A 12509-nucleotide genomic window follows, 5' to 3' on the forward strand; every position below is an offset into this window, starting at 1 on the left:
ATGGGTCACGAATGGTGGCGGGGTGCCGCGATCTATCAGGTGTATCTGCGGAGTTTCGCCGACGGGAATGGAGACGGGGTCGGGGATCTGGCCGGGTTGCGGAAGAGGCTGCCGTACTTGGCCGAGTTGGGGATCGACGCGATCTGGCTGAATCCGTGGTACCCGTCGCCGATGGCCGACGGTGGGTACGACGTGGCGGACTATCGGGCGATCGACCCGGTGTTCGGGACGCTGGCCGAGGCGGAGGAGTACATCGCCGAGGCGCACGCCCTGAACATCCGGACCATCGTCGACATCGTGCCGAACCACGGATCGGACCAGCAGGACTGGTTCGTCCGGGCCTTGCAGGCGGAACCGGGCTCACAGGAGCGCGAGCGCTTCCTCTTCCGTCCCGGCAAGAACGATGGTCCACCCAACGACTGGCAGTCGATCTTCAACGGTCCGGCCTGGACGCAGGTCGAGGACGGCGAGTGGTACCTGCACCTGTTCGCGCCGGAGCAGCCCGACTTCAACTGGCGCAACCCCGAGGTCGTCGAGGAGTTCCACGACATCCTCCGGTTCTGGCTCGACCGCGGCGTCGACGGCATCCGGATCGACAGCGCCGCCGTACTGTTCAAGGACCTGGACAGCGTCGCGGAGTCGTACACCGACCACGACGAGGTGCACGAGGTGTACCGCGGCTGGCGACGGATCTCCGACTCGTACGACGACCGGTTCTTCGTCGGTGAGATGTGGATGCCGGACCAGGAACGGTTCGCGCTGTACCTGCGTCCGGACGAGCTGCAGACCGCGTTCAACTTCGACTTCCTGTCCCGCCCGTGGGACGCCGCCGAACTGCGCGCCTCGATCGACCTCACGCTGTCGACCCATGTCCCGATCGGCGCCCCGCCGACCTGGGTCCTCTCGAACCACGACGTGACCCGCCCGGTGACGAAGTACGGCCGATCGGACACGTCGTTCTCGCATCAGGATCGCAAGCACGGCATGCCGACCGACCTCATCCTCGGCGAACGCCGGGCCCGTGCCGCGGCACTGCTGGCGATGGCGCTGCCGGGTGGACTGTACGTCTACCAAGGCGAGGAGCTCGGGTTGCCCGAGGTCGAGGACCTGCCGGACGAGGTTCTCCAGGACCCGATCTTCAGCCGATCGAAGGGCGCTGACCGGGGGAGAGACGGTTGCCGCGTGCCCCTACCGTGGTCCGGGAAGGAGCCACCGTTCGGGTTCGGCGACGGTACGCCGTGGCTCCCGCAGCCGCGCGACTGGAAGAACCTGACGGTCGAATCCCAGCACGACGACCAGAACTCGATGCTGTCCTTGTACCGCCGAGGGCTGCAGCTTCGCCGGCAGCTGCTGGGGGACGGGATGCTCAGGTGGATCGACTTCGCGCCGAACGTGCTCGCCTTCGAGCGGGAGAACCTGACCTGCATCAGCAACCTGAGCGCCGCGCCGGTGGACCTGCCTCCCCATGACGAGGTGCTGATCACGAGCAACCCGTTGGACAGCGGGCAGCTACGTCCGGAAACCACCGCCTGGCTGCGCTGAACTCGTCGCGGGACCGGGCCGGGCTGACCAGGTGAGGGGTTCACCCCTCCCGTTGAGGTGGTCGTACGGCCACATTTCGGATTGTTGCCGTACGACCACATGCCCAGTGATCACGTCAGTGGTTTGAACCGGCGTAGGCGGAGGCTGTTCGACACCACGAAGACCGAGCTGAAGGCCATTGCTGCGCCGGCCAGCATCGGGTTCAGCAGGCCGGCTGCCGCGAGCGGTAGAGCGGCCACGTTGTAGGCGAAGGCCCAGAACAGGTTGCCCTTGATCGTGCGGAGCGTGCTGCGGGAGAGCCGGATGGCGTCCGCGGCCGCGCGCAGATCGCCGCGGACCAGCGTCAGGTCGCTCGCCTCGATCGCGACGTCGGTACCGGTGCCCATGCTCAGGCCGAGATCCGCCTGGGCGAGGGCGGCCGCGTCGTTGACGCCGTCACCGACCATCGCGACCACGCGTCCCTCGTCCTGCAGCTTCTTCACCGCGTCGACCTTGCCAGCCGGCAGTACCTCGGCGATCACCTCGTCGATACCAACCTCACCGGCAACCTTCAGCGCGACCGCCTCGTTGTCGCCGGTGAGCAGCACCGGCCGAAGCCCCAGCTGCCGAAGGTCCCGGATCGCCTGCACCGACGTGGGTTTGACGGTGTCCGCGACGACCAGCACGGCCCGCGCTTCGCCGTCCCAGCCGACCGCAACCGCCGTACTGCCCTCGGCCTCTGCGTGCTCCTTGGCGTGCGCGAGCTCGGAAGGAAGGTGCTGGCTCCACTCCTCCAGCAGCCGCGTCCGCCCCACGAGTACGGCGTGCCCGTCGACAATCCCCTGTACACCAAGGCCTTCGACGTTCCCGAAGTCCTCGACCTCGGGCAGCTTGCCCTCGGCAGCCGCGGCCCGCGCCACGGCCTGCGCGATCGGGTGCTCACTCGAGTGCTCGAGCGCCCCGGCCAACCGCAGTACCTCGGACCGCTCCTGACCAGGAGCCAGGAGTACGTCGACCAGCTCCATCCGGCCCGTGGTGACCGTGCCTGTCTTGTCCAGTACGACGGTGTCGACCCGGCGCGTGGACTCCAGCACCTCCGGCCCCTTGATCAGGATGCCCAGCTGCGCGCCCCGCCCGGTGCCGACCATCAACGCGGTCGGCGTGGCCAGGCCCAGCGCACACGGGCAGGCGATGATCAGTACGGCGACGGCGGCCGTGAACGCGACCTCCACCGGCGAACCGTTGCCCAGCCAGAACCCGAGGGTCGCCAGCGCGAGCCCGATCACGATCGGTACGAAGATCCCGGACACCTTGTCGGCCAGCCGCTGTACGGCGGCCTTCCCGTTCTGCGCGTCCTCGACCAGCCGGGCCATCTGCGCGAGCTGCGTGTCCGCACCGACCCGGGCCGCCCGGACCACCAGCCGGCCGCCGGCATTGACGGTCGCACCAACGACCGCGTCCCCGGCACCGACCTCGACGGGTACCGACTCGCCGGTCAGCATCGACGCGTCGATCGCGCTGCTGCCGGTCACGATCACGCCGTCGGTCGCGACCTTCTCGCCGGGCCGGACGACGAACTCGTCACCCACGACGAGCTGGTCGGCCGGGATCCGGGTCTCGGTCCCGTTCCGCAGTACGGCGACGTCCTTCGCGCCAAGCTCCAGCAGCGCACGGAGAGCGGCACCCGAGCGGCGCTTCGCGCGGGCCTCGAAGTACCGCCCGGCAAGGATGAAGGTGGTGACACCGGCCGCGACCTCGAGGTAGATCTCCTCGGCGCCGCCGCCCCGGGACGGGATCAGCGTGAACGGCATCTTCATCCCGGGCGCGCCGGCGCCGCCGAGGAACAGCGCGTACAGCGACCACAGGAACGCGCTCACCACACCGAGTGAGATCAGCGTGTCCATCGTGGCGGCGCCGTGCCGCAGGTTCGTCCAGGCGGCCTTGTGGAACGGCCAGGCCGCCCATGTCACCACCGGGAACGCCAGCGTCAGCGACGCCCACTGCCACGAGTCGAACTGCAGCGCCGGGATCATCCCGAACGCGATCACCGGGACTGCGAGCACGATGCTCGCGATCAGCCGCTCCCGCAGGGGTTTCAGCTCGTCCGGTGCGTCCGCGGAGGCCTCGACGGCGGGCGACGGCAGCGCCGCCGTGTACCCGGTCTGCTCGACCGTGGCGACCAGGTCGTCGGTCGAGATGCCGTCCGCGTACGTCACCTTCGCCTTCTCGGTGGCGTAGTTGACGGTCGCGGTGACGCCCGCCATCCGGTTCAGCTTCTTCTCCACCCGGGCCGCGCAGGAGGCGCACGTCATGCCACCGATGATGAGTTCGACGGACTGACCGGGTTGGGGACTGGTCATGATGAAGTGCCTCCTCTCAGTGGCCGTGGGGCGTTTCCGCGTGCCCCGGGGTCGTGGTGGTTGCTGTCGGTGGAACGATCGCCGCTCGGGTCGAGCCGACCTTGACGGTGAACTCGGCGGTGTGGACCGCGCCGGCGTGCTGGAAGTCCAGGAACAGGCTGTACGTCCCCGCGGTCGGGAAGGTCGTCGCGAACGTGACCTCCGGACCGCCCTTCGCACCCGGCTCGGCGTGCTCCGCCGGATGGTTGTGCAGGTACGCCAGGTCACCGCCGCGCAGCGACACCAGGTGCCCGAAGGCGCCCAGGTACGGCTGCAGATCGGTGACGGGCTTGCCGTCGCGGGTGACCTTGAACGTCAACTCGGACTCCTTACCCGCGACCGGGGTGCCCTGCAGCGTCACGTCGTACCCGTGGAAGCTGTAGACGCCGGCCGGCTCGGCGACCGGGACCGGGACGTACATCCCGGTGACGTTGACGTCCGTACCGAGCGTGATCGTGCTGTCGTGCCCGGCCGGCTGGAAGTCGGCGTACAGCCGCCAGGTCCCGCCGGCGGTGAACGTGAACGGGATGCTCCACGTCCCGTCCGCCGCCAGCACCGGATGCACATGGTGGAACCCGGACAGGTCCCGCCGTACCACGATCAGGTGCAGGTCCTTCTCGTGGGTCTTCGTGTACTGCGTGACCGGCCTGCCGTCCGGCCCTTGGATCGTGAAGCGCAACTCGGTCTGCTGACCCGAGGTGAAGAACGTCTTCGCCGGCGTGAGCGTGTAGCCCGCGTCGGAGACTGCCAGACCAGGCAGTTGCCCGGCTGCGTCGTGCCCTTCCATTCCACCCATCTCCTCTCCGTGAGCAGGGGCCGCGGAGGTGCCGTCGGCCGCCGCGACCGGGTCGATCGCGGAGCCGATGCCGAACGCCGCGCCGAAGGCGAGCGCGATCGCACCGGCGAACGCGCCGAGCCGGAGCGCGGCGGCCCGGTTCACGACGCCGCCAGTGCGTAGCCCGCCTCGTCGACGGCATCCCGTACGGCGGACTCGTCCAGCGCGGACTCACTCGTCACGCGCACCGCGGAGGTGCCACCCGCGACGAGATCGATCTGCACATCCTGGACGCCGACCAGCTTGCTGATCTCCTCGGTAACCGCCGACGTGCAGTGCCCACAGGTCATGCCGGACACGGAGTAGGTAGTAGTGGTGCTCATATCGATGCTCCTTGCTCGAAAACGGTTCGCAACAGGTGGAGGGCTGGGCCGGACGTGGTCAGCTGCGGACGAGTCGGGCGATCGCCTCGGAGGCTTCGCGAACCTTCTCGTCGGCCTCCGGACCGCCCTTCTGCGCGGCCTCGACCACACAGTGCGACAGATGCTCGTCGAGCAACTCCAGCGAGAACGACTGCAACGCCTTCGTGGCCGCCGACACCTGAGTCAGGATGTCGATGCAGTACTGGTCCTCCTCGACCATCCGCTGCAGCCCACGAACCTGCCCTTCGATCCGCCGCAACCGCTTCAGATGCCGGTCCTTCTCGGCGCTGTACCCGTGCACGTGCTCGCTGCTCATCTCCGGCCCTCCGTCGCCTCGACTACCCCTCGGGGGTATCTCCACGCACCTGAAGGTACCCCCTGCGGGTATCGAACGCAAGTCTTCCGTCGATACGGGCAGGGGGTATACGCAGATCAGTTGTCACCGAGGGCGGGGGCTGACCGGATCTGCCCCCGAGCGAGCTACGTCAGCTCGTGGCGCGCCGGCGGCGGCGTACTGCTCCGATGCCCGCGATCCCGAGGGTCAGCACGGCGGCGGCCGCCGCGATCGCCAGCCCGCGGCTCAGGCCGGGCGGGGTGAACGTGCAGTCGACCGTGGTCGCCCCGTTGGTCAGCGGGACGGCCATCAAGCCGCCGAACTCGCTGGGGGCCTGTGCTTGGCCACCGGCCTTGCAGGACCAGCCGTCGATCTTCGGTACGCCGATGACCGCCCAGCCCTTGCTGCCCGCGGGGAGCGTCGCGTGCAAGGAGTGCCCGCCGGTCCGCACAACCTTGGCCCCGGTCGCGCGCAGCGTCGTCACAGCCTTCTCGAGCGCGACCGGGCTGAAGCAGCCGATCGCGTTGTGCGGCGGGATCCCCTGCGGATCCTCGCCGAAGTTGACCTCGACCTGCACGGCCCCGGACTTCGGCACCGTGCCCAGCTTGATCATCGCGCTGCTGGTGTTGATCCCGGGCCGGCGCGTCGCGCTCAGGTAAAGCCAGCCGCCGCCGGCCAGCCGGGCGCGCCCGCCGACGCGCGGCATGAACAGGTACGCCGTACTCGTGGGAGCACATGTCGCAACCAGCTTCACGTCGCCTGTGGCGAGCCGGGTGCCCTTGTACTCCGGGACCTCGTACACCGTCGACCCGAGCAGTCGCTCCTGCGCGAGGTAGGCGTTCGGCGCGTTGGTGTCGGTCGGGATCGCCGGGTCCAGGCGGCGGCGTACCGTGACCAGCGGGGGCACCGTCGCCTTGCTGATGTGCGGGTTGCTGTCGATCAGCCGCATCCGGGCGCCGACCGAGAAGATCGCGTCGGTCACCGGGTTGTCGAGCGTCCGCGACGCCCGCCCGTACCCGGACCAGCCGAACCCGAGGCCGGTCATCATCTGGTTGACGGAGTACGGCAGGAGGCTGCTGTACAGGCCCGCGCCCTGGCCCCCGAGCAGCATCGGGTCGTTCGGCGTGATCGAGGTCCCCGGTTCGGTCCGGTACTTCGGCCAGTCGCCGACCTTGCGGAGCTCGTCGTACCGCGCGGTCATCTTGGCGCTCCACGGGTCCGCGGACGCGCCGAGCATCTTGCTCCGGTACTCGTCGGTGACGACCGCGCTCCAGGTCGCCTCCAGCCCCACGACCGCCAGCAGTACGGCGAACGCTGCCGCCACCGGGAGCCGGAGCCGCCGGGTGTTCGGGCTTCGGCGCAGCAGCCAAATGGTGCCGAACGCAACCAAAGCGACCGCTCCGGAAACGCCCAGCGCCGTCAGCCAGCGCGCCTTCAGCAACGGGCTGCCGTCGGCCACTACGGCGATCAGCGCGAGCAGTGCACCGCCGCCGAGCAGCGCGAGCGGCCCGGGCAGCTTGTGCGCGACCGAGATCCACGCCGCCGCGACAAGCAGGCCGCAGAGGACGAACGCCTCGCGGTACTGGCTGCCGTTCGGGGTGTCGAACGCGTGCCAGAACGCCTGCGTCGGTCCCCAACGGAAGGTCAGCGCCACGCCGACGATCGTGATCACCCAGATCACCTTCGACCGCCACGGCACGAACTTGTTGAACGGCATCGTCAGCGCGAGCAGCAGGGCGAGCGTGCCGACGTACAGGCTCGCGGTCTTGCCGACGCCCTCGGTCAGCGGCAGCAGCCGGGACAGGAACACGCCGATGGACGACGGGTGGAAGTTCCCGGACGGGGACGGCGTTGCGGCGCGATTGGCGAGGATGATCGGTAGCAGGATGGGCGCGATCAAGCCCATGCCGAGCACGAACGAGACTCCGTGCCGCACCACCGACCGGAGCCGCAGCGACCAGCTGAGGTCGCTGCTCAGCAGCCGGGCGAGCAGGTAGACCCCACCCGCGAACGTTGCCATGTAGGCGGTGTAGAAGTTGGACAGCCAGAAGACTGCCACCACCAGCACACTCAGCACCCGGTTGGTCCGGCGCAGTGACCATTCCGCGACCAGGAAGAACATCGGCAGGGCGATCAGACCGTCCAGCCACATCGGCACGTAGGATCCGTCGTCGAGCGCCCATCCGCAGACGCCGTACGAGATGCCCAGCATCGCGGCGACCCACCGGGGGCCGGGACGCATCTTGAGCAGGGCGGCGGCCATCGCGGCGGCGGCCAGGCTGAGCTTGAGAGTGGTGATGACGAAGACGGCGAGATCGACCCGGTCGCGCGGGAACAGGCCCACCAGCAGGGACAATGGGCTGCCGAGATCGACGCCGAGGTCGGCCCAGAAGCCGACGCCGAACGCGCTCTGCCAGTTGAACAGCAGGTCGCCCTGGGCCTGACCGTGCAGGATGTCCCACAGGTGGGCGAAGAAGGGGACGTACTGCGTGCCAAGATCGTTGGTACTGCGGGACAGCGAACCGAAGGGATAGGTACCACGGATGAGTCCGGAGGCGACGAACACCACCGTCACCCCGACAGCGGCGACGCCGGCAGGGAGTAGTGCCGAACGCCCCCGCGGGGCCTGTTGTTCGACAGCGTCCTCGGAAACCACTGGCCGCCCCTTCGTTCCGATCGTTCGGCCGCCAAAGCTAGCCGGTAGTACTGGTCTGGATAAGAATCGCACCATGGTCTACGGACTGGGCGGGCGGGGACAACGATGCGGTTGAGTCTGGTGGTGCCGTGTTACAACGAGGTCGAGGTGATCTCCCGGTTCCATCAGGCACTGAGCCAGGAGCTCGCCGGAACCGGTCGTCCGTACGAGATCGTGTACGTCGACGACGGTAGTGCTGATGGGACGCTCGACGCCCTCGTCGGGTTGGCAGCCACCGACGAATCAGTCAGGTACCTGTCTTTCAGCCGGAACTTCGGCAAGGAGGCCGCGATGCTGGCGGGCCTCCGGTACGCGACCGGTGACGCGGTGGTGATCATGGACGCCGACCTGCAGCACCCGCCGGAGCTGATCGGCCGGATGCTCGCGGAGTACGAGCGCGGCTTCGACCAGGTGATCGCGCGCCGGAACCGGACCGGCGACCCGGCCACCCGGACGCTGTTCGCGCGGGCGTACTACTGGCTGATCAACAAGTGGGCCGACGTCGAGCTGATGGACGGGGTCGGCGACTTCCGGCTGCTGTCCCGGCGGGCGGTCGACGGACTGCTCGAGCTGAACGAGTACAACCGGTTCTCGAAGGGGCTGTTCGCCTGGATCGGGTTCGAGTCGATCCTGTTCGAGTACGACAACGTGCAGTCGTCGCCGGACCGGAAGAGCCGCTGGACGTTCCGTCGGCTGCTCGAGTACGGCCTGGACGGGCTGCTGTCGTTCAACAACAAGCCGCTGCGGGCCGCGATCTACGTCGGCCTGCTGCTCACCGCGGTCGCCGCCGGGTACGCCGTCTGGGTCCTGGTGGCGGCGATCCTGCACGGGGTCGACATGCCCGGGTACGTCACGCTGATCGCGGCGATCACCGGCCTCGGCGGGCTCCAGATGGTGATGCTCGGGCTGATCGGCGAGTACATCGGCCGGATCTACTACGAGACCAAGAAGCGCCCGCACTACCTGCTCAAACAGACCAACCTGGACCCGGTGGACCGGCTGGAGCGGAGTAGTTGAAGATGGCACCGGCCCCGGGTGGACGAGCCACCCGAGGCCGGTAGAGGTACTGCTGAGGCTCAGACGGTGAGCCGCTCCTCGGTGGACGTCGAGAACAGGTGCAGCTTGTCCGGCACCGCCGCGAGGCGGACCGTCGAGCCCTTCTCGACCGCCATCCGTGCGTCGATGCGGGCCACGATCTGCGTCTGGTCGCCGTGCTCCGTGGTGCCGTACAGGTACGCGTCGGCGCCGAGCTCCTCGACCACGGCGACCTTCACCGGCAGGCCCTCGTCGGCGACCTTGAAGGCCTCCGGGCGAACGCCGACGGTCAGGGTCTTGTCGCTGCCGGCCTTGGCCAGCACGTCGCGGGCGATCGGGATGGTGTAGTCGCCGACCTTCGCGCCACCGTCGACGATGTCGGCGGTCAGCAGGTTCATCGCCGGCGAGCCGATGAAGCCCGCGACGAACTTGTTCTTCGGGCCGTCGTACAGGTTCAGCGGGGTGTCGACCTGCTGGAGCAGACCGTCCTTGAGGACCGCGACCCGGTCACCCATCGTCATGGCCTCGACCTGGTCGTGCGTGACGTACACGGTCGTGACCCCGAGGCGCTGCTGCAGCTCGGCGATCTGGGTACGGGTCTGGACCCGGAGCTTGGCGTCGAGGTTCGACAGCGGCTCGTCCATCAGGAAGACCTGCGGGTTACGCACGATCGCGCGACCCATCGCGACCCGCTGACGCTGACCACCGGACAGTGCCTTCGGCTTGCGCTCCAGGTACTCCTCCAGGCCGAGCAGCTTGGCGGCCTCCATCACTCGCTTGGCGCGGTCCTCCTTGGACACGCCCTGCATCTTCAGTGCGAAGCCCATGTTGTCGGCGACCGACATGTGCGGGTAGAGCGCGTAGTTCTGGAACACCATCGCGATGTCCCGCTCTTTCGGCGGGCGGTGCGTGACGTCGCGGTCGCCGATGTAGATGGAGCCCTCGTTGACCTCTTCGAGGCCGGCGAGCATCCGGAGCGAGGTGGACTTACCGCAGCCCGACGGGCCGACGAGCACCATGAACTCGCCGTCCTCGATCTCGAGGTTGAGCTTGTCGACGGCGGGGGTGTCACCACCGGGGTAGATCCGGGTTGCCGCCTTGAACGACACAGTAGCCATGACTGTACTTCCCTTCACCGGCAGGAACGTGCCGGACGATCCGAGTAAAGGTTCGCCCCCGGGCGGGGGAGTCCGCCTATCCTCGCCCGGCGCCACTCGTCCTGACAAGGTTTGTGGGGTGTGATGTGTCCATTCTGTTCACGGAGTGGACACCGGCACGCAGTCTGCAAGTTCTTGCAGGATCTTGCTGAAATGTCAGCCGTCGCTGGGTACAGTGCCGGGCGTGAGCAGTAGAGCGCGGCTGGTGGACATCGCGGCCAAGGCGGGGGTCAGTGAGGCGACGGTCTCCCGGGTGCTGAACGGGAAGCCGGGGGTCGCGGAGGACACCAAACAGTCCGTGCTGACCGCTCTGGACGTCCTCGGGTTCGAACGGCCGGCGCGGTTGCGGCGGCGGTCCGCCGGGCTGATCGGGCTGGTGATGCCGGAGCTGATGAACCCGATCTTCCCGGCGTTCGCGCAGGTGATCGAGTCGGCGCTGTCGCAGCGCGGGTACACCCCGGTGCTCTGCACGCAGTCCCCGTCCGGCGCGACCGAGGAGGAGTACGTCGAGATGCTGCTCGAGCGCGGCGTCTCCGGGATCATCTTCGTCTCCGGTCTGCACGCGGACACCGGCGCCGACCACGAGCGGTACCAGGCGCTGGTCGAACGCCGGCTGCCGGTGGTCTTCGTGAACGGCTGGCTGCCGTCGGTGGAGGCGCCGTTCGTGTCGTCCGACGAGTACGCCGCGATGGAGCTGGCGGTCTCGCACCTGGTTGCCCTCGGCCACCGCCGGATCGGGTTCGCCTCCGGGCCGGAGCGGTTCCTGGTGGTGCAGCGGAAACTGGCCGGTTACCGGACCTCGATGAAGGCCCAGCTCGGGTTGTCCGACGACGACCTGGACCCGATGGTTGCCCTCAGCATGTTCGGCGTCGAGGGCGGCGAGGCGGCCGGCCGCCAGTTGCTGGACGCCGGCGTCACCGCGGTCGTCTGCGGCTCCGACATGATGGCCCTCGGCGCCATCCGCGCCGCCCGCCACCGCGGCCTGTCGGTCCCCGGCGATCTCTCCGTGGTCGGCTACGACGACGCCCCCATGATGGAGTTCACCGACCCACCCATGACCACCATCCGCCAACCCGTCCAGGCGATGGGCCTAGCCGCCGTCCAGTCCCTCCTGGAAGAGGTCCGAGGCCACGCCACCCCCCACACCGAATTCCTCTTCCGCCCAGAACTCGTCGTCCGCAACTCCACCGGCCCGGCCCGTTGAAACGAGCTCCGGCCCGGGGCCGTCCCCTGCCGGGCGGCTCCGGGCCGGAGGTTCGGGTGGTGGTGGACGTGGGTGCATGCAGAACCCCGCGATCTGGGGTGTTCGGGCCGTGGGAACGGGGGTTCTGCCTGCACGCAGGTCCGGACTACTTGGAGATGTGGAAGGGGGTGGCTGTGGTGGTGAGGCCGTTGGCCCAGAGTTGGTTGACCTTGGAGCGTTCGGTGGAGTCGGGGTACGGGTTGGTGCACGACGGGCCGGGGCCGCCGCCGGACATCAGCTCGGAGCAGGGGCCGGAGTAGTGGTCGGGGAGGCCGAGGACGTGGCCGGTTTCGTGGGCGACGATGCGGGTCTTGTCGTACTGCTGGGCCTGCGTGTAGTCGATGAAGACGTACCCGCTGCCGTGGCCGTCGGTCGACGCGTACGAGCCGCGTGAGTCGTTGCCCTCGGTGTAGTAGAAGTCGTAGTTGCTTCCCTCGGCGAGCTTCACGTTGCTCACCGACGAGTTCCAGATCTGCGCGCTGGAGGCGATCTGGGACGCGAACGTCGGCGCGTCGACCGCGTACGTCACGGTGACCGCACTGACCTTCTGGCCCTTCGCGGCCTGCTTGGCCAGCTTGGCCCGGGCGGACTTCATCACGGCGTCGTAGAACGCCTTGGTGGCGGCCTCGTCCTGGGGCGAGCCGACGTACGCCGCACGGGACGCGGCGGTGGAGACGGTAGTGGCAGGCGCGGCAGTCGAGGGGGACGCTGCGAGCGCGGGGACGGCCAGTACGGCGGCGGCGAGCCCCGCGAGACTGGACAGGATACGGCGATGCGACATGGAGGCCTCACTCCGAAATCGGTGGCGGATAGCGACGGGCGGATTACCGATCGCCACATTCGGATGCTGCCAAGAACTCCACCGGTCGCGCATCGCTTCCCGCGAAACCCTGGGGATAACCCGCGATTCCCGCCGGCCGTTCTATGC

Annotated in this window: 10 protein-coding genes; 3 read left to right on the forward strand and 7 right to left on the reverse strand. The window is 68.6% G+C overall.

Annotated features, from left to right (window positions below; translation table 11 throughout):
* Complete coding sequence (locus JOF29_RS29195; protein WP_209697613.1) at nt 1-1542, forward strand: glycoside hydrolase family 13 protein; 1542 nt, start codon at nt 1-3, stop codon at nt 1540-1542.
* A 110-nt stretch (nt 1543-1652) separates the two neighbouring features.
* Here the strand turns inward: JOF29_RS29195 and JOF29_RS29200 are convergent, their stop codons facing one another.
* From JOF29_RS29200 to JOF29_RS29220, 5 genes are all read right to left on the reverse strand, one after another.
* Nucleotides 1653-3881: a heavy metal translocating P-type ATPase gene (locus JOF29_RS29200; RefSeq protein ID WP_209697614.1), complete on the reverse strand. Its 2229-nt coding sequence runs from the start codon at nt 3879-3881 to the stop codon at nt 1653-1655.
* Between the two features lie 16 nt (nt 3882-3897).
* On the reverse strand, nt 3898-4860 hold the full coding sequence (locus JOF29_RS29205) for a DUF8832 domain-containing protein (RefSeq protein ID WP_209697615.1): 963 nt from the start codon (nt 4858-4860) through the stop codon (nt 3898-3900).
* Nucleotides 4857-5078, reverse strand: a complete 222-nt coding sequence (locus JOF29_RS29210) for a heavy-metal-associated domain-containing protein (RefSeq protein ID WP_209697616.1) — start codon at nt 5076-5078, stop codon at nt 4857-4859. The genes JOF29_RS29205 and JOF29_RS29210 overlap by 4 nt, the downstream gene beginning before the upstream one ends.
* A 58-nt stretch (nt 5079-5136) precedes the next feature.
* A complete protein-coding gene (locus JOF29_RS29215; RefSeq protein ID WP_209697617.1) occupies nt 5137-5433 on the reverse strand; it encodes a metal-sensitive transcriptional regulator in 297 nt (98 codons plus the stop codon).
* 169 nt (nt 5434-5602) lie between these two features.
* A complete protein-coding gene (locus JOF29_RS29220; RefSeq protein ID WP_209697618.1) occupies nt 5603-8107 on the reverse strand; it encodes a YfhO family protein in 2505 nt (834 codons plus the stop codon).
* 105 nt (nt 8108-8212) lie between these two features.
* On the opposite strand from JOF29_RS29220, the gene JOF29_RS29225 reads away from it, so the two are divergent.
* Entirely contained in the window at nt 8213-9163 is a 951-nt protein-coding gene (locus tag JOF29_RS29225) for a glycosyltransferase family 2 protein (RefSeq protein ID WP_209697619.1), read from the forward strand.
* A 59-nt stretch (nt 9164-9222) separates the two neighbouring features.
* Here the strand turns inward: JOF29_RS29225 and JOF29_RS29230 are convergent, their stop codons facing one another.
* On the reverse strand, nt 9223-10299 hold the full coding sequence (locus JOF29_RS29230) for an ABC transporter ATP-binding protein (RefSeq protein WP_209697620.1): 1077 nt from the start codon (nt 10297-10299) through the stop codon (nt 9223-9225).
* 223 nt (nt 10300-10522) lie between these two features.
* Here JOF29_RS29230 and JOF29_RS29235 point away from each other — a divergent pair, with 223 nt between their 5' ends.
* Nucleotides 10523-11542: a LacI family DNA-binding transcriptional regulator gene (locus tag JOF29_RS29235; RefSeq protein WP_209697621.1), complete on the forward strand. Its 1020-nt coding sequence runs from the start codon at nt 10523-10525 to the stop codon at nt 11540-11542.
* A 145-nt stretch (nt 11543-11687) separates the two neighbouring features.
* On the opposite strand, the gene snpA is transcribed toward JOF29_RS29235, so the two are convergent.
* Nucleotides 11688-12362, reverse strand: coding sequence for a snapalysin (gene snpA / locus JOF29_RS29240; RefSeq protein WP_209697622.1), 675 nt, complete (start codon nt 12360-12362; stop codon nt 11688-11690).
* Nucleotides 12363-12509 lie beyond the last annotated feature (147 nt).

The organism is Kribbella aluminosa (assembly GCF_017876295.1).
GTDB lineage: Bacteria > Actinomycetota > Actinomycetes > Propionibacteriales > Kribbellaceae > Kribbella > Kribbella aluminosa.